Below are 25,532 nucleotides of genomic sequence, written 5' to 3'. Positions count from 1 at the left end.
CCGCCGATCCCCGCGTTGAGCGGTGGCGGCGGTCAGCGGGCGCCGACGGCCTGGGCCTTGTGGCGGGGGTGGGCGTGGACCTGGCGGTGCAGGTGGTAGATCCACGGCGGGATCGTCGCCCAGTAGACGAGGATGTTGCCGATCACCACCCCCTTGGCGCCGCCGATCAGCAGGCCGGCGACCGGGCAGGCCAGCAGGAACGGCACGAAGAACAGGTTGATCCAGAAGGTGAGCCTGGTCCGCCCGAAGGCGTAGAGCACGGCCGCCGGGCCGACCGCGAGGCACGGGCCGGCCTGCGCGATCACTCCGAGCAGCAGCAGGTCGTGGGTCTGCCGCCAGGTGTCGCCGAGCAGCGCGGAGCCGAAGTTGCTCGGCAGCACCATGAACGCGAGGCCCCACAGCGTGCTGGAGACGAGCACGAGCCCGCTGACCAGGTGGGCGCCGCGGATGACGGTCCTGGCCGGGAGGTGCTTGCGCCGGGAGAACTCGGGGATGGCGAAGCTCATCAGCGCCACGGCGAGGTTCGTGGTGGGGGCGAGCAGGGTCTGCAGCCCGCGCAGGGCTCCGACGAGGGAAGTGGAGCCGACCGCCCCGATCACGAGGGTGGACGTCTGCTGGGCTCCCTGCAGCGAGAGGAACTCGGCGGTCATGAAACCGGTGGTCTCCCGGTGGCCGGTGAACCAGGCTCGCGCCTGCTTCGGGTCGGGCCACGCGTGGTGCTGCGCGACGCCGACCAGCGCGGCGGCCGCCGCCGCCACGCCCCAGATCAGCACCAGCGCCGCCGCGCCCTCGTCCCCGGGGGCGAGCCTGGTGAGCGAGACGATGCCAACTCCCAGCGCCACCGCCCAGACCAGGTCGTTCGCCACGGCGAGCAGCGGACGGCCGAGGGCGAACGACGCGTAGCGCCAGGCATCCTGCACCAGCAGCGCCGGCATGATCAGGCCCATCGCGACCAGGTTCAGGCCCACCGTGCCGCGCAGGGCGGCGCCGACGAGCAACAGCACCAGCCCCACGGCGGCGCCGAGGGCCAGCGCCGTGCCGGCCGCGCCGCGCACGGCCCGGCGGAACGCCGAGGTCGAGACATCCGCGTAGCTGATGCCCAGCGGCGCGGTCGCCGCGGCCCGGGACAGCCCGACGACCATCGCGAAGATCGTGTAGGCGATGGCGAACGCGCCGAACTCGCCGGAGCCGACCCGCCGCGCGATGACGAAGTTGATCGACGCGTTCGTGCCGCTGGACACGACCTGGTCGAAGACCGTCCACAGGGCGTTGGCCCGGCTGCCCGAACGAGCCGGCGCGGCCTCCTCCTCGGTCGCGGCCTCGCCGGCCGTCGCTACCCGGGCCGTCGCCAGCGGCTCGGTCGGCGGCTCCGGAAACGCCGGCGGCTCGGGCCGAGCCGCCGGCTGCGGGTGAGGTGGGCCCAGGCCGGGAGCGCTCGCGCGCCTGGGCTGCGGCACCGCGCCGTCCACGCCGGTGGGGCGCTGTGCGCCGAACCTCACGTCGTCGTCCACGCCTGCCGACCCCCGTCCGGACTCCAGTCACGTCATCGCGGCTCCGCCGATGCCGGGCTCAACTCTACTGTCACGTAAGGGTCGTCCTGGGTGAGCTTGGTGGCGAAGGTGGATGGTGGCGGTCAGCGCAGCGCAGCGACGATCGTGCGAGTGTTGTGCTCTTCCATGTGGATATAGGTGTCTCCGTCGGACCCCGGAGGTCCGAGTGCGTCTCCGTAGAGAGAGTCCTCGCCCGCCTCGACGCGGACTCCGGCCTCCGCCGCGATCGTGCGCGCGGTCCGCGGTGGCAGGGACGACTCGGAGAACACGGCCTTGGCGCCCGTCTCCCGAATCCGGGCGACCAGCTGTTTGATGCTGCTCCCCGACAGCTCGGCGGCCGTGTCGAAGCTCGGGATGATCGAACCGACGAAGGTCAGGCCGTACCGGGCGATGTAGTACCCGAACGCGTCGTGGTTGGTGACCAGCTTGCGGTCGGCCGGGGGGATGGTCGCGATCTGGCGACGGATGTCGGCGTCGAGGGCGTCGAGCCGGACGTCGTAGGCGGCGAGGTTCGCCTGGTAGGCATGAGCGTTCGCGGGATCCGCCCGGGAGAGACCCCGCTCGATGTTCGCAGCCATGATCTTGACGTTGAGCGGGTCGTGCCAGATGTGCGGATCACCGCCCTTCTCCTCGCTGCCGCCGTCACCGTTGCGGATGCGCACACCCTGGCTGGAGTCGACGCGCACGCCGTGGAAGCCGCCCGCGTCGATCGCGTCGTCGAGCCAGCTCTCGAGGCCGACGCCGTTCTCCACGAGCACGCCGGCGTCGCCGATGGCGCCAAGGTCACGCGGGGTGGGCTCGTAGTCGTGCGGGTCGACGCCGGGACGCAGGATCTGGGTGACGCTGACCCGGTCGCCCCCGACGGTGCGGGCGAAGTCGGCGACCTGGCTCGTCGTCGCCACCACACCGAGGCGCCCATCGGCGCCTGAACCGCCGCTACCCGATCCGCACCCTGCCAGCGACGCGGCCAGGGCGGTGACCAGTAGCCCGAGAGCGGCGAGCCACGCCGCCGGTCGTCGCGAGAGGAGGGAGCGGGCGGACCGGGGGCACGGGGGGCGGTGTGGCGGGGCAGGCACGGACTCGTCTCCTCGTCGGCGGCGGGCTACGCCTCTGATGAAAACGATTTCCGATACGTCTGTCAATAAGTGACATCGCTACGGCGTGATCGCCGGCTGCTGCTGGGTGACGCAGTGCACCCCGCCGCCGTTCGCGAAGAGCACCCGGGCGTCCACCGGCTCGATCCGCCGTCCCGGATACAGCCTGGCAAGCAGGCCGAGGGCCTCGACGTCCCGCGGGTCGTCGAAGACGCCGGCGACGACGAACCCGTTGCCGACGTAGTGGTTCAGGTACGAGTAGCCGGCCGCCCCCCCGTCGACCTCCAGCACCGTGGGCGCGGCGATCTCCACGACCTCCAGCGGCCGCCCGGTGGCGTCCCGGCCAGCCCGCAGCACCGCGGCGAGCTCCTTCATGGGCACATGATCAGGATGATCCGGGTCGGGCTGGGCGTGCGCCGCGACGAGGCCGGGCCGGACGAACGCCGCGACCATGTCGACGTGGCCGCGGGTGCCGTACCGGTCGTAGTCGCGGGTGAGGCCCCGCGGCAGCCACACGGCCCGGGTCGTGCCGAGCTGGGCGTGCAGTTCGGCCTCCACCCGGGCCCGGTCCCAGCCCGGGTTGCGGTGCGGGTCGAGCTGCACGGTCTCGGTGAGCAGCACCGTTCCGGCACCGTCCACGGCGAGGCCGCCGCCCTCGTTGGTCAGCGTCGAGGAGCGCACCCGTGCGCCCGCCCGTGCCGCGACGGCGCCCGCGAGCGCGCGGTCGGCGTCCCAGCACGCCCAGTCCTGGGCGCCCCAGCCGTTGAACACCCAGTCGACCGCGCCCAGCCGGTCGCCGCCGTCGACGGTGAACGTCGGGCCGGTGTCGCGGGCCCACGCGTCGTCGAGGGGCTGCTCGACGACGGTCACCGCGGGTGGCACCAGCCGGCGCGCGGCCGCGGCGGCCCGGCCCGGGCCGGCGAGCAGGATGACCGGCTCGTAACGGCTGATCGTGGTGGCCACCTCGGCCCAGGCGGCGCGCGCGGCCTCGAGACCGGGCGAGCCCTCGGCGCCGAAGGTGGCGTTCGGCGGCGGGAAGGCCATCCAGGTCCGGCGGTGCGGCTCCCACTCCGCCGGCATCCGGCGGCCGGCGGGCAGGGCGCTCATCCCGCCATCATCGCAGGCCCGGCGCACACGACCGGTCACGTACGGCTCCGACGCCGCCGCCGCGGGCGTGAGACCATCGGAGCATGCTGACGATCACCAGCGTCGGCGCCCCGGGATCGCCCGCTCGGGTCTCGCCGCCGACACGTGCGCCACTGCGCATCGCCGCCGTGCAGCACCGCTGGCATCCGGATCCGGCCGAGCACGTCGCCGCGCTGCGCGATGGTGCCGTCGAAGCGGCGCGGCTCGGCGCCCGGCTGGTCTGCTTCCAGGAGCTGACGCTGTCGCGGTACTTCGCGGACACGCCGCCACCCGCCGGCGCCGGGGTGCCCGCCGCGCTCGCCGAGAGCGTCGACGACGGCCCCACCCGCCGGCTCGCCGCCAGTCTCGCCGGCGAACTCGGCATCGCCGTGCACATGTCGCTCTACGAACGGCCCGAGGGCGGGCGGGCCGACGGTGAGGGGCCGCACGGTGAGGCGCGGGACGGTGAGGGGCCCGATGGCCTCGGGTTCAACACCGCGATCGTCGTCGGACCGGACGGCACGCTGCTCGCCCGGACCCGCAAGCTACACATTCCGGTCACCGCGGGCTACCACGAGGACCGCTACTTCCGCCCCGGGCCGGCGGGGCCGGGCAGTTTCCCGGTCGTCGCGCTGGAGCAGGGGCGGCTCGGCTTCCCCACCTGCTGGGACCAGTGGTTCCCGGAGCTCGCCCGGGCCTACTCGCTGGCCGGCGCCGACGTGCTCGTCTACCCGACCGCGATCGGTTCGGAACCGGACCATCCCGGTTTCGACACCGAGCCGCTGTGGCACCGTGTGATCGTCGCCAACGGGATCGCGAACGGCCTGTTCATGGTCGCCGTGAACCGCATCGGCACCGAGGGGGCGCTCACGTTCTATGGCAGCTCGTTCATCAGCGACCCGTACGGGCGCGTGCTGGTCCGGGCGCCGCGCGACCGCCCGGCCGTGCTGGTCGCCGATCTCGATCTCGACCAGCGGCGGGACTGGCTCACGCTGTTCCCGTTCCTGACGACCCGTCGCCCTGACGCGTATGGCCCGCTGGTCGGCGGTGAGGCCGCCGTCGCCGGTCAGCCGCCGCCGGCCAGGGCGGCCAGCGCGCGGGCGTAGCGGGCCGCGCAGTACGGCGTGGGGTGGACGAAGTCCGCGATGCAGCGGTGGCCGTCCAGTGTGGTGGTGAACGTCATCGCCGGGTGGATCGACCGCGCGGCGCGGTCCGAGTAGCGCACCTCGTCCGGGAACGAGGCGGCGAGCTGGCGGTAGAGGTCGTTGAGCCGCGCGCTGCCGAGCATCCAGCCGCCGCGCGCGGAGTCCGGCGAGGTCCAGTCGACCTGCCGGCCGTCGCTGTTGAACGACGACGGCAGCGCCGCCGCCAGCACGATCCGCCGCACCCCGTGCGCCAGGTACCAGCGGATCTGCGCGGTGAGTTCGGCCCGGTAGTCGGCGACGAGCGCGGTGCCGATCAGCAGGCGCGGATTGTTGCCGTTCCAGTTCATGATCACGGTGCGTGGCCGGCCGGCGGCCGCGAAGTCGTCCGGGAGTAACGGCGAGGTGGTGCCGGCGTACACGTCGGGGGCCAGGCCGGGATAACCGACGAGACGCACCGGCGCCGTGTCCGCCGCCCGCGACGCGACCGCCACCACCGAGTCGCCGACGACCAGGGCCGGCCCCGGGCCGCCGCCGGGACGCGGGCCACGGACGGCGAGGATCGCCGCGACCAGCAGCGCCGCCACCACCGCGACCGTCAGCCATGAGCGGGCGCCGGTCGTGGGCCCGTCGGGGCCGCCCCGGCCCGGTGCCCGGCCCCTGTGTCGCAGCGCCCCAGCCATCGGATCGCGCCGCGCGGGGTGGCCGGAAGACACGCCGTCTGGATACCCGGAGCCGTCCCGACAAACCGGCACAGCGTCCGGACCGGCACAGAGCGTCCACACCAGCACGGCGTCCGAACCAGCACGGCCCGTTCGGAGTCGGCGCGGCGCGTTCGGAGTCGGCGCGGCCCGTTCGGAGTCGGCGCGGCCCGTTCGGAGTCGGCGCGCCTCAGTGTCCCTGGTGGGTGCGCCGCGCGTTCAGGGCGGCGACGGTCGGGACGAGATCGCCGATGGTGGTGAAGTCGGTCGCGAGGAAGGTCGGGGCGGCCCGCGTCCTGGGGCACTGGCGTAGGTGGGCCAGCAGGGACGGCGCCCGGTTCACGGCGTCGGCGTAGGTCCGTCCGGGGCCGTCGCCCTCGATCCAGTGGTTGACGAGCAGCATCGGGGCGTGCGGTGAGCCGCGGCCGACGCGGCAGGTGAACGCGGATGCGGTCGGCACGTCTAAGGGCGTGTCCGCGCCATACCGGAAGAACCGGCGATACCAGGTGCCGGGCACGTCGGCGTTCTCGGCGAAGACCACGAGCCGCCGGTCCGTGGCGACGAGGTGCCCCAGCGTCGGCCACCGGCCGTGCGGGTTCGTCGGTGGCGTGAGGAGATGCCGGGTCAGCCCCACCCGGCGGAACGCCGCGATCACCTCGCCGGGAGGCACGGAGTCCTGCAGCATCAGCGTCACGACCTCGGACGGGTTGCGTTCCAGCCAGTCGCCGACGGACCGCAGCGCCACGTCCAGGTTCAGCGAGCCGAACTGGCAGACGCTGTGGCACAGCCAGAGCCCGGGCCGCGCGGAGCGGGCGCCGCGGGCCAGCGGCGCGAGCGCCTCGCGTTCCCGCGGGCTCAGACCCGCCAGGAACGTCCGCACCTGCGTCGGTGTCGTCCAGTGCTGCACGTCGAGCAGCAGGGCCCGCACGCCGGTGTCGAGCTGGCCGACGAGATCGGGGTCCTGGGTGGCGCCGACGAAGTCGGCCGCGCTCGACGCCATGGCGTTGTGGCTGGCCGCGTACACCGCCTGGTCGTAGCGCAGCGTGCACAGCGCACGGCTGCCGTTGCAGCTCGCGGCCTCGGCGCCGCGCAGCCGGGCGGGCGTCGCCAGCCACCCGCAGCTGAACAGCACGGCGGCGGCCATGGTGAAGCCGAGCACGCGCCGCCGGGCGATCGGCCGCGGCACCCCCCGGACGAGCAGCGCGCCGAGGCCGGCGACGCCGCCCACGATCATCACCGCGGCGGCCAGTTCCGTCCAGACGACGCGAATGCCGCCGACGAGACTGCCCTGCAGGTCGCCGACCAGCTCGCGCAACCGCGGCGGCACCGTTGGATAGGCGTCGAGGACACCCGCCGCCGGATCGCCGACCACCCGCGGCAGCGCCAGCCCGGCAAGCAGCGCCAGCAGCCCCCCGGCCAGCATCGTGGCGGCGACCAGCAGCAGGGCGTCCGCGCGCCCGCGCCGAGCGGCCCTGGTGGCGAGCAGCACGACCACGACCGCGAGCGTCGCCAGCAGCACGCTCACCGTCAGGGAACCGGCGCGGCCCAGGCCGTGCAGCGCACGCAGCAGGCCGGTGCCGGCCGACTCGTGCGCGCGGGCCAGCGGCGCGCCGAGGTCGAGCTGATCGCCGGCCACCCGTCGGCGCAGGTCGGCGAGGGCCGCCTCGTCACCGGAGAACAGCAACGGCCCCACCACGGCCAGCGCGGCCGCGAGTTTTCCCTGTCGCAGCAGCCCGAGAACCTGGTCGTGGACACGGCCACGGTCCGCGGGGGGCAGGCGGGCGAGCAGGACCGCGCCGACCCGGGCCGCCTGCCGGTCGGTGAGATCGGTGGCGGGGATGCCTGCCGGCCGGCGCCCCTGGGCCATCTGGTCGAGGCCGGCGATCAGGACCTGGGTGACGGACGCGACGTCGTGGACCTGGAAGGTCGGCGTTCCGGACAGTTCGCCCGCCAGGTAGATGGTCGCCAGTTTCGCGATGGCGACGAACAGCGGGCGCAGGTCGACGCTGAGCGTGAGCTCGGGGCGCGTTCCACCGAGGTAGCCGGCGATCTGGCCGCTCAGGGTGTCCACCGCGCCGCGTACCGCCGGCTCGGGGGCGACGATCCGCAGGTTGTCGACGACGAACGCGGGCGGAACGGGCAGCCCGGCGAGCAGGTCGCGGGTCACGCCCGCGACCGCCGGATCGGCGAGGACCTGGTCGTAGAGCCGGCGGTAGAGATCCGTTTCGTCGACGGCCTGCCGGTAGTAGGCGGCCCGCTGCACCGTGAGGTTCGTCGTCAGGACGGCGATCGCACCCGGCCAGCACAGCATCGCGGTGACCAGCGCGAGGGCGATCCCGATCCGCGCCCGGCGCCCGAGGGCTCCACCGGGCCCACCGCCGGCCGCCCTGCCTGAGCCCTCGCTCACCCTGCTCGGGCCGCCAGGCGTCCTGCCCGGACCGCCGCCAGCCCCGGCCGTGTCCACGTTGAGGTTGTCGCCCGCGGGCCGCGGCGCGGACGCGGCCGATCCCGGGCGCACGGCAGGGTCGACGGGACGGCGCACCGTTCGGGAATGCCCGCCCGGGATCGTCCCGATGCCCCGATGCCGCGCAGCTCACCTCCGCCGGGCGCGGGAAGGGCCCGTGACCCGCCCGGCGCGCGGCGCCGGGGACGGGTCAGTCCGGGTCGTAGGCGAGGTTCGGGCGTAGCCAGCGCTCGATCTCGGCGACCTCGAGGCCGCGCCGGCGGGCGTAGTCCTCGACCTGGTCCCGGCCGATCCGGCCGACGGTGAAGTACGTCGAGTCCGGGTGGCCGAAGATCAGCCCGCTGACCGCGGAGGCCGGGGTCATCGCGAACGACTCGGTCAGCCCGAGGCCGGCCGAACCGGCGTCGAGCAGATCGAACAGGGCCTTCTTCTCGCTGTGGTCGGGGCTCGCGGGATAGCCGAAGGCCGGCCGGATGCCGCGGAAGCGCTCGGCGTGCAGATCCTCGAGGCTCGGTTCGGCGTCCGGCTCGAACCAGTCCCGCCGCGCGGCGAGGTGGACGTACTCGGCGAACGCCTCGGCGAGCCGGTCGGCCAGCGCCTTCACCATGATCGACCGGTAGTCGTCCTGGTTCTCCTCGAAACCGGTGGCCAGTACGTCCGCACCGTGGATGGCCACCGCGAAGGCGCCCAGGTGGTCGCCGGTGGGCGCCACGTAGTCGGCGAGGCCGCGGTTGGGCCGGCCGGTGGGCTTCTGCGTCTGCTGGCGCAGCATCGGCAGCCGCAGCCGGCCACCGACCGTGCCGGGCACCGCGTCCCCGGCCTCGAGCACCAGGTCGTCGCCCTCGGCGGCGGCGGGCCAGAACCCGTATGCGCCCTTCGCCTGCAGGCTGCCGTCCTTGATGATCTGGTCGAGCAGCACGTTCGCCTCGTCGTACAGCTCGCGGGCGACCGGCTGGTCGAGGATCGCCGGGAACTTGCCCTTGAGCTCCCAGGCCAGGAAGAAGAACTGCCAGTCGATCATCTCGCGCAGCGCCGCCAGGTCGGGCGTGACCGCGCGCCGGCCGGTGAACGCGGGCACCGGCAGGTCGCCGAAGTCGACCCGCTCTCGGTTCTCCCGGGCCTGCTCCAGGCTGAGCAGCGGCTGTGACCGCCGGTTCTCGTGCTGCTCGCGCAGCCGCTCCTGCTCCTCGCGGTTGCGCACGTCGAGCTGCTCGGCCCGCACCGGATCGAGCAGGTCCGAGACCACCCCGACCACGCGGGAGGCGTCCAGCACGTGGACGGTGACCGCCTCGTAGGCGGGCGCGATGCGCACGGCGGTGTGCTGGCGTGACGTGGTCGCCCCGCCGATCAGCAGCGGCAGCCGCAGCCCGCGGCGCTGCATCTCGGCGGCGACCGCGACCATCTCATCGAGCGACGGCGTGATCAGGCCGGACAGGCCGATCGCGTCCGCCTTCTCGGCGATCGCGGTGTCCAGGATGACCTTGGCCGGGACCATGACGCCGAGGTCGATGACCTCGTAGTTGTTGCAACCGAGCACGACCCCGACGATGTTCTTGCCGATGTCGTGCACGTCGCCCTTCACGGTGGCGAGCACGATCTTGCCGTTGCCCCGCGGGCCCGACGCCGCCGCGTCCGCCGCCGCGATGTCCGCGTCCGCCTCTGCCTCGGTGGCGTCGGGATCGGCCGCCCGGGCGGCAGCGGCGGCGGCGGCCTGCTCGGCGAGCAGCGCCTTCTCCGCCTCCATGAACGGCTCCAGGTAGGCGACGGAGCGCTTCATCACGCGGGCGCTCTTCACGACCTGCGGCAGGAACATCTTGCCCGAGCCGAACAGATCGCCGACGATCTTCATGCCGTCCATGAGCGGACCCTCGATGACGTCGAGGGGCCGGGCGGCGCTCGCCCGCGCCTCCTCCGTGTCGTCCTCGATGAAGTCGACGATGCCGTGCACCAGCGCGTGCGAGAGCCGCGCCGCGACCGGCGCCTCGCGCCAGGACAGGTCGACGACCCGCTGGGTGCCCGCGCCGCGGACCGTGTCGGCGAAGGCGACGAGCCGGTCGGTGGCGTCCTCACGCCGGTCGAACAGCACGTCCTCGACGAGTTCGAGCAGCTCGGCCGGGATGTCCTCGTAGACGGCGAGCTGCCCGGCGTTGACGATGCCCATGTCGAGGCCGGCGCGCACCGCGTGCAGCAGGAACGCCGAGTGCATCGCCTCGCGGACGACGTCGTTGCCGCGGAAGGAGAACGACAGGTTCGAGATGCCGCCGCTGATCCGCACGCCCGGGCAGCGCTGCTTGATCAGCGGCAGCGCGTCGATGAACGCCTTGGCGTAGCCGTTGTGCTCGGCGATGCCGGTGGCGACCGCCAGCACGTTCGGGTCGAAGATGATGTCCTCGGGCGCGAAGCCGATCCGCTGGGTGAGCAGGTCGTAGGCGCGGCCGCAGATCGCCACCTTGCGCTCGGTGGTGTCGGCCTGGCCCTGCTCGTCGAACGCCATGACGACGACGCCGGCGCCGAACGACTGGATCTGCCGGGCTTGCCCGAGGAAGACCTCCTCGCCCTCCTTGAGGCTGATCGAGTTGACCACGCCCTTGCCCTGCACGCAGCGCAGCCCCGCCTCCAGCACGCTCCACCGCGAGCTGTCGACCATGATCGGGATGCGGGCGACCTCCGGCTCGGTGGCGAGCAGGTTGAGGAAGGTCGTCATCGCCCGCTCGCTGTCGAGCAGGTCGGCGTCCATGTTGACGTCGAGCAGGTTCGCCCCGCCGCGCACCTGCTCGAGGGCGACGTCGATCGCGGCCTGGTAGTTGTCGGCCTCGACGAGCCGGCGGAACCGGGCCGAACCGGTGACGTTCGTCCGCTCGCCGATCATGACGAAGCCGGTGTCCGCGCCGATCTCGAACGTCTCCAGGCCGCTGAACCTGGTCCGCGCCGGCGGCGCCGGGACCTGGCGGGGCGGCAGGCCACCGACGGCGGCGGCGATGCGGGCGATGTGGGCGGGTGTCGTCCCGCAGCAGCCACCGGCGATGTTGACCAGGCCCTCTGCGGCGAACTCGCCGATCAGCCGGCCGGCCTCCTCGGGGGTCTGGTCGTAGCCGCCGAACGCGTTGGGCAGCCCGGCGTTGGGGTGGCAGGCGGTGTGGGTGTCCGCGAGGCGGGCCAGCGCCTCGATGTGCGGGCGCATCTCCTCCGCGCCGAGCGAGCAGTTCACCCCGACGACCAGGGGGTGCGCGTGCGCGATCGACGTCCAGAACGCCTCGACCGTCTGCCCGGACAGCGTCCGCCCGGACAGGTCGACGATCGTCACCGAGATCCACAGCGGCAGGTGGGGGGCGACCTCGCGGGCGGCGGCGATCGCGGCCTTGGCGTTCAGCGTGTCGAAGATCGTCTCGATGAGCAGCAGGTCGACGCCGCCGTCGGCGAGCGCCTGGATCTGCTCGGCGTACGCGGCGCGGACCTGCTCGAAGGTCACCGCCCGGTACGCCGGGTCCTCGACCCGTGGCGACAGCGACAGCGTGACGTTGAGCGGGCCGATGGAGCCCGCGACGAACCGTCCGCCGGCCTCGTCCGCGGCCTGCCGGGCGAGCCGCGCGCCGCGCAGGTTCATCTCCCGGACCAGCGACTCCAGACCGTAGTCGGCCTGGCCGATGCTGGTCGCGGTGAACGTGTTGGTGGTGGTGATGTCGGCGCCGGCGGCAAGATACTGGCGGTGGACGTCGAGGATGACGTCGGGCCGGGTGAGGTTGAGCAGGTCCGGGTCGCCGGTGACGTCCTTCGGGTGATCCCGCAGCGAGTCGAGCTGGTAGTCGGCCGGGGTGAGCCCCGCGTTCTGCAGCATGGTGCCCCAGGCCCCGTCGAGGACGACCACCCGCTGGGACAGCAGCTCCCGCAGCTCCTCGGCGCTGTCCCGCGTACCCGACCGGATCGTCGACCCCTCGCCGACGGACCCTTCCTGGACGGACGTGGCACCGGCCATGCGACACCTCCCTGTCGTGGGAGGCGCCCTTTCGGAGTGGTACGGGCCGAGCGTGGCGGACCTGGGCCCGTTGCAGCGCCTCTCGACCTGAGGGCCACGATACCGTGCTCGAATGATCACTTCGTCCCCGCGCGGCGGTGACGCGGCTCGCGACCGCTTCCCGGCCTCTGGCCGGGAAGCGGCTGCCAGGCTTACGGGTGCTGGCTACTCCCGGACGCCGCTGGCTCGCAAACTCGGCGTGAAGCCGGGCCACCGACTCGTGCTCGCCGCCGCACCCCCCGGTTGGACCGTCCCGGAGCTCCCCGGCGACGTCCGTCCAGTCCTCCTGCCGCTGCCCACGTCCGACGCGCTACCCGCCGACGCGGCCACAGCCGTGGACGTGTGCGTGGCCTTCTGCCGGGAGCCGGTGGACGTGCACGCAGCCGTCGCGGCCTTCGCGGAGCCGATCCGGCCGGCGGGCGCCCTGTGGATCGCCTGGCCGAGGAAGGCGGCCGGGCACCGCAGCGACGTCACCGAGAACCTCGTGCGCGAGGTCGCGCTGCCCCGCGGCCTGGTCGACAACAAGGTCGCCGCGCTCGACGAGAACTGGTCCGGTCTCCGCGTCGTCTGGCGTCGCGAACTGCGCTGACAGTCGGCTCAGCCCGGCGGGTCGGCGCGGACGCCGGCCAGGTGGGACACCGAGTTGAACTCGGCGAGCGCGAGTCGGTCGCCGTCCCGGGCGAAGCGGGTGATGCCGGCGTTGCGCACGCCGCCAGCGGCACTGATTCGGTCCAGATCGGCCCAGGACAGCCCCTCGACGAGCTGGCGCAGCACGACGACGACCGCGTCGTGGGCGACGACGAGCACGCGCCGGCCGGCATGCTCCGCGTGCAGGTCGGCCAGCAGGGAGCCGAGCCGGTCGGCCATGTCGGGGAAGTTCTCGCCACCGGGCGGCCGGTACAGCCACGTCCCCGTGGAGCGCCAGCGCGACAGCTCCGCGGGGAAGAGGGTCTCGATGGCGCGCTGGGTCAGCATCTCCAGCTCGCCCAGCAGCCGGTCGACGAGCCGGTCGTCGAAACGCGGCGCGGGCAGCGTCCGGCCGGCGTTGGCGGCGGCCTCGGCGGCGATCTCATAGGTGTGCCGGGCGCGCAGATAGGGGGAGCAGACGACGACCTCCGGCGGGGCCACGATCGGTGGCTCGGCGGCCAGCGCGCGGCCGAGCGCGGACGCCTGAGCCCGGCCGAGGGCCGTCAGCCTGACGTCCGCGTCCCGGCTGCCGATGCCCGCGTCCAGAAGTCCCGCCGCCCGCGCCGCCGGGAAGGCGACGTTCGACTCGCTCTGCCCGTGTCGCACCGCTGTCAGTTCCGTGATCAGCGCCGCTCACCCCTCGTGGACCGTCCCATGCGCCGTGTGCCGGAACCGACGATGCCACGCCGACCCGGCGGGCCGTGGCCGCGGGCGCGCCCGCGTGACGAGGATCCGATCTGATCGGAATGTCAGTCCCTCGGCCCCGAGCGATGGTCGCCCTGGTCGGCGGGCCGGCGGAAGGCGTCGAGGATGAGCTGAGTGACCGGTGGCGGGATTCGGCGTCGCGCTGGCCCGTCTCGGCCAGCCGCCGGGCGCAGCCGCTGATCATCGTGCGCAGGTCGCCCGGGCGGACGCGACCCGCGCCATTCCCGCCTTCTGCGCCCGCACCACGACCTGATCGACGATCTCCGTCACCTCCGCGCCGCAGTCCCGCATTCCGGGCAGGGCGTCCGGGCGCAGGAAGTCCTGGGCGAGCTGGTTCGACATGATCCGCTCGAACCAGCCGTCGATCAGCCGCTCGAAGCCGCACCTCGGATCGGGATCGGCCAGCGTCGAGGTGGCGAGGTTCCTGAACCAGCGAAGCTGATACGCGACCACCGCGGACAGCAGATCCTCGCGGCTGGGGAAGTTGCGGTAGACCGTCGCCTTGCCGACGCCGGCGCGGGCGGCCACGTCCGGCACTGTCGCCGCCAGCCCGAGCTCGGCGAAGACATCGACCGCGGCCTGGACGACCCGCTCATGGTTGCGCCGCGCATCCGAACGGCGCCTGTCGGCCGCGGCCACCCGCCCATTCCGGCACATCCAGGATGGACATGGGCGGAAGCGGCGGCGCGGGTCACGTGCCCAGAGAAGCGGATCGATCGCCGTGCCGGGCCGGGGCGGCGGGGTCGAGCGGCGCCTCCAGGTGGCGGCGCATCCGGTGCCGGGCAAGCCCCAGATCGCCGTCGATGATGGCCTCGAGGATCCCGCGATGGGCGGCCCGCACGTCATGCACCGCCGCGCCTCGCTGCCCGGTGGAGACGCCCCGGCCAGCCGGGCCGCCCTGCCCGTTGTGCGCGCCTTGCCCGTTGTGCGCGCCCTGCTCGTTGCGCGCGTCGTGCCCGCTCCGCTCGGCCGGGCCGCCCTGGCCGCCCTGGCCGACCGGGCGTCCGCGCACCGCGGAATTCCCGTTCGCGGCCGGACTCCGGAGGGTCACCGAGCCTTCGCCCTGGGCGGCCGAAGCACGGCGGACCGCCCCATGGGGCGACCAGGGGACCGGGGCCGCGGGTGGTTCGAGATGCCGTGGCCAGATCTCCGTGAGTACATGGACGAAGGACAGCAGCGCCTCGTTGCCGGTAAGCCGGGCCAGCTCGAGGTGGCAGTGGTGCCCGTGGCGCGTGCTGATGGCGGCCGCCGACGGGTCGCCGCCGGCGGCGAGCATGATCGAGAGCCGCTCGACCAGCGCCGCGTCCCGGATCTCCACCAGGATGTCGACGCAGCCGATCTCCAGGGCGTCGCGCACGATCCGCAGGTCCTCGGCGCTGGCGCGGCTGTATTCCAGGTAGAGGGCGGTCGCCTCGATCGTCGCGGCCGGGTCCGGCTGGCCAACGACCAGGCCGCCGCCGGGGCCGCGACGCATCCGGGCCACCGAGTGGTATTCGAGCAGGCGGACGGCCTCGCGAAGCACCGACCGGCTCACCCCGTAGCGGACCAGTAGCTCGCTCTCCGAGCCGATGACGGAACCGGCCACGAGACCCGCGCGGCTGACGTCGTCATGGATACGCCCGGCGACCGTCTCGGCGAGCTTGCCGGGCGCCATGTCGCCGGCGCCGGCCCCGACCGAGCGCAGGCCCGGCCCGGAGGAGCGGACCGGCCGGGCGGGACCACCGGCCGACCGCGAGGCCATCCACTGGTGCATGGACCGCAGATGCTCGGTCGCGAGGTGCTCGGAGCGGGCGGCGTCCCCGCCGATCACGGCCTCGGCGATCGCCGCGTGGTCGCGGTTCACCTCGCCGAGGATCTCCGCCCGCCGCTGCGGCGACAGCGCCTGGCGGCTGGCGTCGTAGTCGTTGGCGGCGTAGCGCCGGGTCAGCGAGTCGAGGACGTCGACGAACAGGACGAGCACCGGATTCCCGGTGGCCGCCGCGATGGCGTGGTGCAGGTGATGGTGGGCACCGAGCTCGGTCGGATCCTCGTCTGCCTGGCGGCTGATTATGTCGCGCAGGTCGCGGATGCCGTCCTCGGTGATGCGAGCCGGGGCGAGGGCGGCGGCCAGCGACTCGACGATGTGGCGGGCGCGCAGGATCGACTCGATCGTCACCCCGACCCGCTCCAGGTAGACGCCGAGCGCGGTGGCGACCGCCGCCTCATCCGGGGCGCGCACCACGAGCCCGCCGGCCGGCCCGCGCCGCGTCGTCGCCACCTGGTGGTGCTCGACGATCCGCACCGCCTCGCGGAAGACCGCGCGGCTGACCCCGTACCGCTCGATCAGCGCCTGCTCGGAGCCGAGCACGGCGCCGACCGGCCAGCCCGCGCCGATGATGTCGTCCTCGATCCGCCGGGCCACCTGGGTCGCGAGCTTGTCGCCGAAGCCCGCCAACGGGCCGGAATTTCTGACACTGATTGCCGATGGCGGTCGGGCAGCCCCACTTCGGTCCGCGGAGGGCGTCTGCATCAGTCTCCTCCCCAGGACACGAGCCTGCCTGAGATCACGCGACGCGAGCCCCGTGCACGCGCCCTCTGAGCACCCTGCCCGAACAGATCGGACATATTGCACGGCCGGTCGCCGCGAATGGTCAGCACACCTAGGATATTCGTTGCGGATCGCCCCTGGGTGCTCGTGTCGGGAGGCGCTTCCCGTATTCGGTCGACCTGCCGGCGAGGACGTCAAAGATGCGTCCCTCCGCCCGTCTGGCGCGCCACCCACCCGCCAGCACCCGCCGGCCGCCGCCACCCGGACGGAACCAGATGACACTCTATTGGCGTGCGGCCGGTCTTCCGGCCGCCACCTCGCGGACCTCGCCCAAGGTGGCGGCGTCGCCTTGGACGGAAGGTGACGGCGGCCTGTCGTGTGTGGGTAGTGGGACGCGAGTGTCTGGACACCCTGAGCGTTGGGCAAGAATCCATCTCCACCGCCCGCTCGGCCGGTCCTCCTGTCGTGTAGCATGACCTCCAGATCCTGACGGGCTGCCTCCACGGACCCGGCCGGCATCACAACTGAAGATCGCTGTAGCGCATGGTCCCGTGGTGAAGTCTGGAGTTCACGCCGCCCTGTCAAGGCGGAGGTCGCGGGTTCGAATCCCGTCGGGACCGCGTTCGTATGGCCGGAGAAGCCCTCTGTCCTACGACCCCGCAACACGCTGGGGCAGGTAGCTCAGTCGGTACGAGCGTCCGCCTGAAAAGCGGAAGGTCGGCGGTTCGACCCCGCCCCTGCCCACCATCTCTGGCCAGGTGTTTTGCCCCGCAACAGAGATCGTTTAGCGTCTTTCGTAGATTGTTATGTAGCAACGGGTGTAGCAACGCCGACCGCAAACAGGCGGCGGACGGTCACCCGTACACCCTTGCTGACCTGCACAGACGCTTCAGGCAGACCGTCCGCTTCAGAACAACATCGCGGCTGGTAGAGGGGTTATGGGGCAGCGCCCCGCCGCCGACGGCGGCCAAGACCCTGCAGGGTCACGTATCCAGGCTGCGCCAGGTGCTGGAGCCCGGCCGTCGGTCGAACTGGGAGGTCCTCGTCACCTCCGCGCCGGGATACAGCCTTCGGGTCGATCCGCGGCGCCTCGACGTGACGCTGTTCGAGGAGCTTCTCGAACAGGCCCGACCAGTGCTGGCGGCGGGCGCGCCCGAGCTGGCGCTGACGCGACTGCGACGGGCGTCGCGCCTGTGGCGAGGCGCTGCCTACGAGGACGTGGGCGACGCCGAGTTCGTGCTGGTGGAACGGAACCGACTGGCGGAGCTGCGGCTCGCGGCCACGGCCGACCGACTGGACGCGGAGATCGCGATCGGCCGGGCCGCGGAGCTGGTCGGCGAGCTCCGGCGCCTGGTCGCCGAGTATCCGCTGCGGGAGCGGTTCTGGGCCAGGCTGATGGTCGCCCTGCACGAGTCGGGCCGGCAGGCGGAGGCGCTAGATGTCTATCGCGAGGCCCGCGCCCACCTCGTTCGCGAGGTTGGCGTGGAGCCGGGACCCGAACTGCGCGCGCTAGAGTCCGCGATCCTGGCGGAGCAGCCCTGCCCGCCGCGCTACCCGACGCGGCCGCAGCCGCTTCCGGCCAGCCTGGGCGCTGACCGGAACCCGTTGATCGGCCGGGACGTGGAGATGGGCTGGCTACGCGAGGCCTGGCGGCGGGCGCTCGACGACGACGGCGCGGTGGTGGTCATCGAGAGCGAACCGGCATGGGCGCGAGCCGGCTGGTTGCCGAGTTCGCCCGGGAGGTGGCCGGTCAGGGAGCTGCCGTTCTCCTGGCCGACGCCGTCCTGGGCGAGGCTGCACAGGGCGAGATGGACGCCGAGCGTGTCGCGAGCATCACGAGGGAACGCCCGGTGCTGGTCGTGATCGACCGGCCGCACGATCCGGACCTGCCGGATGGGAATGGGAACGGATCCGCCTCCGGCGACGCCTCATCTCGGGGCCCCCTGGCCTGCCCGCGCGATGCGCGGTGGGAGCAGGCGGTCGAGGGTGTGCCCGCCCTTGTCGTCGTCCTCGCCGGGCCTGGCGACGACGGCACCCGCGGTCTGGAGGGACAAAGGGCGTGCGATCACGGCGTAGCCGCCCGCCCACACAAGGATCTCCGATCACCCCTCCGTAGCCAACCCGCACCCACTGGGGTGTCTCACACGAGTCTGACAGGGAGGGGCTGGCTTGCCACAAGCTGCAGTATTTCGGTAGCAACGGACACTGCGGCTTCGCTTCGCTGGCTCGCCGCGTCGTCAGTGGGCGCTGAGCCGGACACAGGCCTGTGACCAGCTTCAAGTGCTCGCGCCGTCGCCCGGTTTACCCGTCCGCGCTCGCTCGCACGAACCACAGCCATCGAGGCACGCCGCAGCACATCCGTCACCGAGACCGGGCCCCGTGCACCGTCTCCTCCTGAAGACTCCAGGGGGCCTCGAGCGAGAACGGCTCTCCAGCCGCGATTCTACCGACCACAGCTGGAAGTAGCCGGTGTTCCATCTCGAGAACACGCGCGGAGAGACTGTCTACCGTGTCGTCTGCCAGAACTGGAACATCGGCGTGGGCGATGACAGGACCGGCGTCGTATTCGGCATTGACTACGTGAATAGTGGGGCCGCTGACCCGGACTCCAGATGCAAGTATCGCCTCGTGTACCGCCGACCCGAACATCCCCTGCCCGCCGAACTCGGGAAGCGGAGCTGGGTGAACATTAATGATCTTACCATCGAATCGCGCTAGTGTCCGCGCCTCAAGTTTCCTCAGATACCCGGCTGTGACGACCAGTCCGACGTCGGCATCCTCCAAGGCGGAGCACATCGCGGCGTCGAGTGCGCCCGGATTCGGATGGGTCCTCCGAGATAGATGCAGTGCCGGAATTTCTGTGTCCTTAGCGAACGCGAGTGCCGCCGCCCCGGCGTTGTTGCAGATCGCGAGCACTATTTTAAACCCGGAACTCTCCTGGTTGGAAGTCGCGCGTAGCGCGCGAAGGTTCGAGCCCTGGTGCGACGTCAGAACCGCGACGTTCAGGGTCACAAGAGCACCTCTCATAATTCATCGCGAGCGCGGCGGCCAGGCGGCCGGTAGTGTTATTACAGATTTATCCTACCTCAGCGGCCGACTTGCCGTCCGCCAGCGCTTCGACGGCATAGGCCGTGAGACGGGCGCAGTTGCACAGCGATCTGACATCGATATGACGCATCTGCCGGGGGACTCGGCCAGTTCCGCCAAAACTGACGAAGAATGCCTCATGGTTCACCCCGTAGATGGATTCGTCACCATTCCCCAGTCGTCGCCCCGGCTGTGGTAAGCAGCTGACACCAGGACGTCGATACCCTTGGAGCGAGCCCCCGGAATCACGTCATCACGCAGCCGGGCGAACAGTCTCGGGGGCACAGGGTACCCGCGGCCGTCCCCTGAATGTGGTACAACGAGTGCTTCGGAGGGGGAAACGAGAACTCAGACCGATCTGAACGACTACCGAAGATCCCGTCGATGAATATGACCAAGGCGCTGCTGTTCAACTGTCTAAGGATGTGCGGAACAGTCCGACTGAAATAGCCCATCCGGAAGGTTGTGCTCGCCGTCGGACAGCGTGACCGCACACGGCACGCCCAGATCCATGAGAGCTGCCATCGCATGCAGGGCCGTAATAGCGCCGGCTCGATCGTCGATTGCCTTCGCGGATATGATCATGTCATGCTGTGCAGTCAGCTGTCTGTACACCGCCCGGTCACCCAGTCGGACATCGCCTGCAGCGGAACACATAAGACCGTCACCGGCGATCTCGGCGGCGCCATGCGCCACGACCACTGGACAGCCCCCCGCACTCCGACAAACGTAAGTGGCAGTCGCGTGTCGCGGACTCGGTGTTGCCGTGTCGCCCTCGGGTCATGGCGACGTAGGCCGCCGCGGCGCCGGCGGTGTCCCCGATGGCGACGTGCGCTCGGTCGACGGTCTCTCCATGTGCCCCGTGGACGGTGGTGGCGTAGGCGAGCTCGACGAACCTGGTCGCGTACTCCACCGGGAGCATCCAGTCACGGCTCCGACCGCGCAGGGTCAGGCTGCCGTCGTCGTCGATGCCGGTGACAGTCCAGGTCGGCCGCTTCGCGACCCCGAGGTCGGGGTCGTTGCGGCGGGTGGCGACGCGGTCGCCGAGCACGATCCGTTCGCCGCGTGCGGTCACCATCGAATCGGCCGAATCCGCCGGGTCGCCTGTGGCCGGGTCGGCTTGGCGCTGGTCGCGGATCGCGGCGTTGAGGCTGGCCACGTGCTCGCGGGTTCCGGCGACGACGAGGTCGCCGGCCGCTCCCGCCTCGGCGAGGGCGGCGGTGCGCTCAACGTCGCTGGGGTGGACGACGAGCGACCCGCGGCGATGCAACGCGTCGAACACTGCGGCAGGATCCTCGCCGGTGCGCATGCGCAGGGACAGCGCCGCATAGCCGGGGTCGGAGAACCGGTGCACCGTCTCCAGAGTGACGACCGCCGTGGGATGGGCCCACGCGAGGGCGTGGTCAAGGACGCCGCCGCGTCCGACCGCCGGAAGCTGGTGCCGGTCCCCGACCAGCGCGACCCGAGCGCCGGCCTCGTCGGCGATCGTGAGCAAGGCGCGGGTGGTGTCCTGGTCCAGCATTCCCGCCTCGTCGACCAGCAGCAGATCCCCGGGACGCAGGCAGGTGGCCGGTGCGGTGGTGGCGTCAGGTCGTCGTGCCCAGTGCCCGTCGTCGTCCCAGCGCCAGCCGTGCTGGTGGACCATCCAAGCCGCGGAGCGGCCGTCGGCGCCTGTCTCCGCGGCGGCGACCTCGGCCGCCTTCAACGTCGGCGTCACCACCAACAGCCGGTGCCCCTGCCGTGCCAGCAGCTCTTGGGTCGCCCTCAGCGCTGTGGTCTTCCCGGCACCCGCCGCACCCTCCACCACCACCAACGTGCCGTCAACCGCCAACGTGCCCACGACGGCCGCCTGGGTCGGGTCGATCCGCACTAACCCTCGGCCTTGAAGCCGGACACGCCTGGCGGGCGTCTCGGCGCGGCGGGCGAGGCGACGCACGAGGTCGCCCTCGACCGCGAGGACCTGCGGGGAGGTCAGGGCCCGGACATGCTCGGGCACGTCCGGTGAGGCGAGCAGCCGAACACAGCGCGCGGCGGCCCGAGCCGTGATGTCCTCGGCCAGCTCGATCCGCGCCCCTGGCTCGGCAACCAGGTTGGTCTGGGCCAGCAGGACCTCGACCTTGCCCCGGATGGGAGGCGTCGCCGTCCATCGGCCCCGCATGCTCGACACCGTCCGGGGTCGCCGTGAGCCGCTGCGCGACGCCCGTACCCTCACCGAGGTAGTAGTCGTCCGCCCGTGAGCGGTCACGCTCGACATAGGCCCGGGCAGACTTCGCTGCTTCTCGGTAGAACTTCACACCGCCATGCACGCCGACCACCACCTCAACGACGTCCGTCGAGAACCAACGAACCCCTAGAAATGCCGCGTGGGCCACCCGAACGCGGGCGACCCATCTACGTCCTTCGTAGCATGCGTGCCGCTGGAAAGAGAGCGAGGAGTCGGCAGATTGCTGGGGAGATTGGAGAGATTGTGGAGGCCGTGAATAGCCAATGGTTTCCAGTGAAAGGGAGAGTCGTTGGACGCCGTGGCAGCGTTGGAGAACGCCATCTCGGTCAGTGACACGTGGGCGACGACGCGCGCACGCGTGCGTTCCTCGATCCTGTACGACGCCTATCGACTCGTCATCGCGCGCCGAAACGAGCTCGCGGCCTTGATGAGTCTTGAACTTGGGCGCGCATTGCCAGACAGTCATGGCGAACTGACCTGTGGTGCAGTGTTTCTGCGCTGGTTCGCGGAGGAGGCAGTCAGGATCGGTGGCCGCTAAACCGATTCCCAGGGCGGGGCAGGGCGCGTACTCGTGACGAAGGAGCCTGTCGGTCCGTGCCTGGTAATCACGCCGGTATCAGCGCGTCAACCAGCGAGCTCGCCTCGGTAGTCGGAGCTCATGCCTTCGTGTGAGTTGCTGGTAAACCCGGGGACCAGCTCGAGAGCGCGCGTAAGGGGACGATCCACTGCGGATCGCATGACCAGATCAGCATGGGCGACGCTGCTCACGTCAACGTATGGATTTGGAATTGCAATGCAGCGCAGCCCAGCGGCCTGAGCGGATCTCACGCCATGGGGGGTGTCTTCGATCGCTATCGCAGCAGCGGCGGAAATCCCCAGGCGACGGAGGCAGAGCTGATAGATCGTCCGGCTTGGTTTCGGCAGGTCGACCTCGTCGCCGCATGCGAGCACCTCGAATTTGTCCAAGACATCCACTCTGCCGAGATGCTCGACAAGCCACGCCCTGGGTGACGACGAGGCAACGGCGAGCCTGAGGCCCAGGTCCGAAGCTTCGGCCAGCCATTCACGAATGCCAGCGTTCAGTCCCAGATCGGCGTTGAGTGTCTTGCGCAGGGTCAGACGCCGCTTGTTGCTGATTTCCGCGTTGAATCGGGGTCCGACCGCGTTTGCGAGCTTGGTGAAGCGTTCCTCCGTGATGTCGCCGCCGTGGTTCGCGAAGAAGCTGTCCGGGTCTATTTCGAGGCCCCATGCTGCCCACTCGGAGGCCCAGCTCTGAAGCAGAGTCGTCTCGGTGTCCATCAAGACCCCATCAAAGTCAAAGATCACTGCTTGGAGGGGATCGCCATGCATGGTGGGCCTTCTCATTCGTTCACAGGGAGGAGGCAGACTGAGCGTCGGCCATGATCTGGACAGCGACGCCGACGTCGTCGGTCAGGGTCATGAGATTGACGTCGGTAAGGGCGATGTTCCCGTCCGCCGCCACGCGCTCGTGTAGCCAGTCGAACAATCCAGCCCAATAGGCGACACCCATCAGAACGACAGGAGAAGCGGAGACCTTTCCCGTCTGAACCAGCGTGAGGGCCTCAAACAGCTCGTCGAGCGTTCCATACCCGCCGGGCAGAACCACGAAGCCCTGGGAGTACTTCACGAACATCGTCTTTCGGACAAAGAAGTATCGGAAGTTGATGCCTAGATTCACGAAGTCGTTGAGACCTGTCTCCTGCGGCAGCTCGACGTCAAGTCCCACGCTCACGCCGCCGGCTTTGAATGCGCCCTTGTTGGCAGCTTCCATGATGCCGGGACCGCCACCAGTGATGACGGCGAATCCCGCGTTCACCAAACCCGTCGCCACGCTCTGGCCGAGTTGAAAGTACGGGTCGTCTGGATCTGTGCGAGCCGACCCGAAGACCGAGATGGCTGGACCGAGCTCTGCCAAAGCTCCGAACCCGTCGACGAACTCTGCCTGAATACGCAGAACGCGCCAGGGATCGGTGTGGATCCAGGCACCATTGTTGTGGTCGGAGTCGAGAAGCTCCTGATCTTCGGTAACAGCTGGTCGGCGCTTCGACCGTCCGCCTGCCACCGAGCGTCGAGCCCTGGTCATGCGATCCTCCGAATCTTGACTTCCCGCCGCGCTTTCCTCGTGTGGCTGACGGCTAGTCGATACGCGTGCAGGGATCCAGGTCGCTGGCGGCAAAGCCCCTTCTTGTGGGGACTCCAGGGCTGGTTTTGGGCGCAGCTTCGTCCAGCGGGTGCACGCCAGCCACGACGGGATCGTAGGACTCTGTTGACACGCTCAACGTGAAGAGATCGCCTCGCGAGTAGTGGCCGACCACATCGAAGTCGAGCTGGCTACGAGGGATCTCGTCCAGATCCAGCGTTGCGGTGAGCACCGCTTCACCGGAGCGTTCAGGACCGGCAAGAACCTGGCCGAACGGATCCACGATCATGCTGCCCCCGGTGGAGAGGATCTCGCCTGGTGGCACGTCGAGCGGATAGTCCTCCGGATAGTCGCTTCTCCTGCTGAACTGGTTGGAGCTCAAGACGAAGCAGCGCCCTTCCAGCGCGATGTGTCTCATCGTGGCTTCCCAACCGTCTCGGTCGTCTGCCGTTGGGGCGCACCAGATACGCACTCCCTGGCTGTACATGTAAGTGCGCAGCAAGGGCATGTAGTTCTCCCAGCAGATCGCAACTCCGACCTGGCCGTGTCGCGTCGGCACGACTGGGGGACGCGACAGGTCGCCCTGGCCCCACACGACACGCTCGGCCGCCGTGGGAAGTAGCTTCCGTCGCCAGCCGATCAACCCGTCGCCTGGATCGATGACGAGAGCGGTGCAGTAGAGGGTCCCTCCCGAACGTTCAATCACTCCGATGGCCAACGTCATGTCGGTGTCGCGCGAGATGCGTTCCAATTCGGCGACTTGAGGGCCGTCCAGCTCGATGGCTGCCTGGTGGTACCTGCGGTACCACTCGCGACCCTCCGCGCTTCGGCGACCGACTGTGGCACCAAAGGTCATTTCCCGCGGGTATCCGCCCAGGAAGGCCTCAGGGAAGAGTGTGAACCTCGATCCATCGTCGGCTGCCTGGACCGCAAGTCGCCGCGCCCTCTCGAGCGAGGCGTTGGCATCGAAGGGCACTCCGGCAGACTGAACTACGGCGACAGTGAGTGCACTCTTCACGCCGGCACCTCCGCTATCACAGGCGGATGCCGGTCATGACACTGCGCCAGGGTTCGCGCCCGCCATGCATCGTGTCCGGATCGGTGCCACGCTTCCTCGCAAGCTCAGCTGTGAGGCGCTGCAGTGGGAGAATGCTCGACATCGGCTGAAGAAGTGGATGTGGGGTGACGAAGCCGAGTCCACTCGCGTCGCTGTCCCGCATCACTCTGATGGTGATCATGCCCAAATCGTCCAGAACTTGGCCGAGCCTGCTCATCCGCCCGCGGTCGTCGTGGGCAGGATCGATGAGGATCCCGGCGATCCCGCGGTGATAGCTCGCGGGCGTGCCGTGCAGAGCGAACTCCGGAGACATGCCTTCGGTCCACATCCAAGCGCCCTCCTTAATCTTCAGGGCGGCCTCCTGCGCGGTGGCGAAGTCGAGCCCGAACCCGACAATGAGCAGCGCCTCAAGATTCGAGATGCGGGCCGCTACGGCTGCGGGATCTCCCATGCTCAAGGTCTTCTCGAGGGCTGCGGGCAAGTCAACGAGTGCGCTGGCGAACTGGCCCTGAGTGGTTGAGTCAAGGGAAGCAGCGAGCTTTGCCAGAATCGCCAACGACGTGAGATACGACACGGTGAAAGTGCCGGCGGTCTCGTCCGGGCATGCGCGGACCGTGGTGTCGGCTGCCTGCTCGGGAGCCGCCTCCCCGACTACTGCCAGGGTCGCTGCGCCTGCACCCCGCGCTCGGGCGAGCGAAGCGTGCGGGAATGTCTTGGTTCCACGGTGACTAATGACGATGGTCTGCTCATTCGGCAGAATCGTCGACCACGTCCCATAGTCATGAGCATCCACGGCACGGCTTCGCACGGCGCCGTTGCTCAATGTCGTAACCCAGTCCGATGCAATGCGAGCCGCGTGGAGGGAAGTGCCCACGCCAACGAAGCTCACCGGGCGGTCAGGGTCCAGTCTCGGTACGTTGACGTCTGCGATCGTCTTGCCGACGACACTTGGGATCGACGCAATTTGCGAATCCAGATTGTAGCTAATCATTACAC

The 25,532-nt window shown here is 70.7% G+C and carries 19 protein-coding genes and 2 tRNA genes; 6 read left to right on the top strand and 15 right to left on the bottom strand.

Going from position 1 to position 25,532, the window contains the following annotated elements:
- Positions 1–32 precede the first annotated feature (32 nt).
- The 3 genes from AC6EXY_RS12575 to AC6EXY_RS12565 all read right to left on the bottom strand — a co-directional run bounded on the left by AC6EXY_RS12575 (position 33) and on the right by AC6EXY_RS12565 (position 3,751).
- Positions 33–1,511 (bottom strand): hypothetical protein, encoded by a 1,479-nt coding sequence (locus AC6EXY_RS12575; RefSeq protein WP_499817495.1) that lies wholly within the window; start codon positions 1,509–1,511, stop codon positions 33–35.
- 122 nt (positions 1,512–1,633) lie between these two features.
- Positions 1,634–2,533: a metal ABC transporter substrate-binding protein gene (locus tag AC6EXY_RS12570; protein ID WP_499842340.1), complete on the bottom strand. Its 900-nt coding sequence runs from the start codon at positions 2,531–2,533 to the stop codon at positions 1,634–1,636.
- Positions 2,534–2,704: 171 nt separating this feature from the next.
- Positions 2,705–3,751, bottom strand: a complete 1,047-nt coding sequence (locus tag AC6EXY_RS12565) for an agmatine deiminase family protein (protein ID WP_499817497.1) — start codon at positions 3,749–3,751, stop codon at positions 2,705–2,707.
- 83 nt (positions 3,752–3,834) lie between these two features.
- On the opposite strand from AC6EXY_RS12565, the gene AC6EXY_RS12560 reads away from it, so the two are divergent.
- On the top strand, positions 3,835–4,875 hold the full coding sequence (locus AC6EXY_RS12560; protein WP_499817498.1) for a nitrilase-related carbon-nitrogen hydrolase: 1,041 nt from the start codon (positions 3,835–3,837) through the stop codon (positions 4,873–4,875).
- Here the strand turns inward: AC6EXY_RS12560 and AC6EXY_RS12555 are convergent.
- The 3 genes from AC6EXY_RS12555 to metH form a co-directional block, all read right to left on the bottom strand.
- Positions 4,836–5,594: a hypothetical protein gene (locus AC6EXY_RS12555; RefSeq protein WP_499817499.1), complete on the bottom strand. Its 759-nt coding sequence runs from the start codon at positions 5,592–5,594 to the stop codon at positions 4,836–4,838. The two genes, AC6EXY_RS12560 and AC6EXY_RS12555, sit on opposite strands and share 40 nt — an antisense overlap.
- Before the next feature lie 208 nt (positions 5,595–5,802).
- Positions 5,803–8,130, bottom strand: a complete 2,328-nt coding sequence (locus tag AC6EXY_RS12550; RefSeq protein WP_499842338.1) for a phosphoinositide-specific phospholipase C-related protein — start codon at positions 8,128–8,130, stop codon at positions 5,803–5,805.
- A gap of 136 nt (positions 8,131–8,266) precedes the next feature.
- Positions 8,267–12,049, bottom strand: a complete 3,783-nt coding sequence (gene metH / locus AC6EXY_RS12545) for a methionine synthase (RefSeq protein ID WP_499817501.1) — start codon at positions 12,047–12,049, stop codon at positions 8,267–8,269.
- Between the two features lie 112 nt (positions 12,050–12,161).
- On the opposite strand from metH, the gene AC6EXY_RS12540 reads away from it, so the two are divergent.
- The gene (locus AC6EXY_RS12540; RefSeq protein WP_101833164.1) at positions 12,162–12,677 is read left to right on the top strand and encodes a DUF3052 family protein; all 516 of its coding nucleotides are present in this window, start codon (positions 12,162–12,164) and stop codon (positions 12,675–12,677) included.
- Between the two features lie 8 nt (positions 12,678–12,685).
- Here the strand turns inward: AC6EXY_RS12540 and AC6EXY_RS12535 are convergent, their stop codons facing one another.
- From AC6EXY_RS12535 to AC6EXY_RS12525, 3 genes are all read right to left on the bottom strand, one after another.
- The gene (locus AC6EXY_RS12535) at positions 12,686–13,381 is read right to left on the bottom strand and encodes a histidine phosphatase family protein (RefSeq protein ID WP_243407786.1); all 696 of its coding nucleotides are present in this window, start codon (positions 13,379–13,381) and stop codon (positions 12,686–12,688) included.
- A 279-nt stretch (positions 13,382–13,660) separates the two neighbouring features.
- Complete coding sequence (locus AC6EXY_RS12530; protein ID WP_243407787.1) at positions 13,661–14,119, bottom strand: TetR/AcrR family transcriptional regulator; 459 nt, start codon at positions 14,117–14,119, stop codon at positions 13,661–13,663.
- Between the two features lie 52 nt (positions 14,120–14,171).
- A complete protein-coding gene (locus tag AC6EXY_RS12525; protein WP_243407788.1) occupies positions 14,172–15,914 on the bottom strand; it encodes a FadR/GntR family transcriptional regulator in 1,743 nt (580 codons plus the stop codon).
- A 638-nt stretch (positions 15,915–16,552) separates the two neighbouring features.
- On the opposite strand from AC6EXY_RS12525, the gene AC6EXY_RS12520 reads away from it, so the two are divergent.
- From AC6EXY_RS12520 to AC6EXY_RS12510, 3 genes are all read left to right on the top strand, one after another.
- Positions 16,553–16,627, top strand: a tRNA-Asp gene (locus AC6EXY_RS12520).
- Between the two features lie 50 nt (positions 16,628–16,677).
- A tRNA-Phe gene (locus tag AC6EXY_RS12515) sits at positions 16,678–16,754 on the top strand.
- A gap of 258 nt (positions 16,755–17,012) precedes the next feature.
- The gene (locus tag AC6EXY_RS12510; protein WP_165818514.1) at positions 17,013–17,870 is read left to right on the top strand and encodes an AfsR/SARP family transcriptional regulator; all 858 of its coding nucleotides are present in this window, start codon (positions 17,013–17,015) and stop codon (positions 17,868–17,870) included.
- A gap of 498 nt (positions 17,871–18,368) precedes the next feature.
- Here the strand turns inward: AC6EXY_RS12510 and purN are convergent, their stop codons facing one another.
- Entirely contained in the window at positions 18,369–19,019 is a 651-nt protein-coding gene (gene purN / locus AC6EXY_RS12505; RefSeq protein ID WP_243407789.1) for a phosphoribosylglycinamide formyltransferase, read from the bottom strand.
- A gap of 739 nt (positions 19,020–19,758) precedes the next feature.
- Positions 19,759–21,252 carry an ATP-dependent DNA helicase gene (locus tag AC6EXY_RS12500; RefSeq protein ID WP_207770414.1) on the bottom strand — a complete coding sequence of 498 codons (1,494 nt, stop codon included), beginning with the start codon at positions 21,250–21,252 and terminating at the stop codon, positions 19,759–19,761.
- A gap of 364 nt (positions 21,253–21,616) precedes the next feature.
- On the opposite strand from AC6EXY_RS12500, the gene AC6EXY_RS12495 reads away from it, so the two are divergent.
- A complete protein-coding gene (locus AC6EXY_RS12495) occupies positions 21,617–21,856 on the top strand; it encodes an aldehyde dehydrogenase family protein (protein ID WP_243407791.1) in 240 nt (79 codons plus the stop codon).
- Positions 21,857–21,942: 86 nt separating this feature from the next.
- Here the strand turns inward: AC6EXY_RS12495 and AC6EXY_RS12490 are convergent, their stop codons facing one another.
- The 4 genes from AC6EXY_RS12490 to AC6EXY_RS12475 are packed head-to-tail and all read right to left on the bottom strand — an operon-like array spanning position 21,943 to position 25,527.
- Entirely contained in the window at positions 21,943–22,668 is a 726-nt protein-coding gene (locus AC6EXY_RS12490) for an HAD family hydrolase (RefSeq protein WP_207770416.1), read from the bottom strand.
- Positions 22,669–22,687: 19 nt separating this feature from the next.
- Positions 22,688–23,422 (bottom strand): LOG family protein, encoded by a 735-nt coding sequence (locus AC6EXY_RS12485; RefSeq protein ID WP_101833171.1) that lies wholly within the window; start codon positions 23,420–23,422, stop codon positions 22,688–22,690.
- Between the two features lie 52 nt (positions 23,423–23,474).
- A complete protein-coding gene (locus AC6EXY_RS12480) occupies positions 23,475–24,497 on the bottom strand; it encodes a carbon-nitrogen hydrolase family protein (RefSeq protein WP_101833172.1) in 1,023 nt (340 codons plus the stop codon).
- A 16-nt stretch (positions 24,498–24,513) separates the two neighbouring features.
- A complete protein-coding gene (locus tag AC6EXY_RS12475) occupies positions 24,514–25,527 on the bottom strand; it encodes an SIS domain-containing protein (protein WP_133150767.1) in 1,014 nt (337 codons plus the stop codon).
- Between the last annotated feature and the right edge of the window lie 5 nt (positions 25,528–25,532).

The sequence above is a fragment of the Frankia sp. RB5 genome (assembly GCF_059816245.1).
This window is presented reverse-complemented; position numbering and strand designations above follow the sequence as displayed.

Bases quoted from the DNA above. Each gene is read 5' to 3' on its own strand.
- AC6EXY_RS12565 (WP_499817497.1), bottom strand. From the start codon at position 3,751: ATGAGCGCCCTGCCCGCCGGCCGCCGGATGCCGGCGGAGTGGGAGCCG.
- AC6EXY_RS12560 (WP_499817498.1), top strand. From the start codon at position 3,835: ATGCTGACGATCACCAGCGTCGGCGCCCCGGGATCGCCCGCTCGGGTC.
- AC6EXY_RS12555 (WP_499817499.1), bottom strand. From the start codon at position 5,594: ATGGCTGGGGCGCTGCGACACAGGGGCCGGGCACCGGGCCGGGGCGGC.
- metH (WP_499817501.1), bottom strand. From the start codon at position 12,049: ATGGCCGGTGCCACGTCCGTCCAGGAAGGGTCCGTCGGCGAGGGGTCG.
- AC6EXY_RS12540 (WP_101833164.1), top strand. From the start codon at position 12,162: ATGATCACTTCGTCCCCGCGCGGCGGTGACGCGGCTCGCGACCGCTTC.
- AC6EXY_RS12500 (WP_207770414.1), bottom strand. From the start codon at position 21,252: ATGCGGGGCCGATGGACGGCGACGCCTCCCATCCGGGGCAAGGTCGAG.
- AC6EXY_RS12490 (WP_207770416.1), bottom strand. From the start codon at position 22,668: ATGCATGGCGATCCCCTCCAAGCAGTGATCTTTGACTTTGATGGGGTC.
- AC6EXY_RS12485 (WP_101833171.1), bottom strand. From the start codon at position 23,422: ATGACCAGGGCTCGACGCTCGGTGGCAGGCGGACGGTCGAAGCGCCGA.
- AC6EXY_RS12475 (WP_133150767.1), bottom strand. From the start codon at position 25,527: ATGATTAGCTACAATCTGGATTCGCAAATTGCGTCGATCCCAAGTGTC.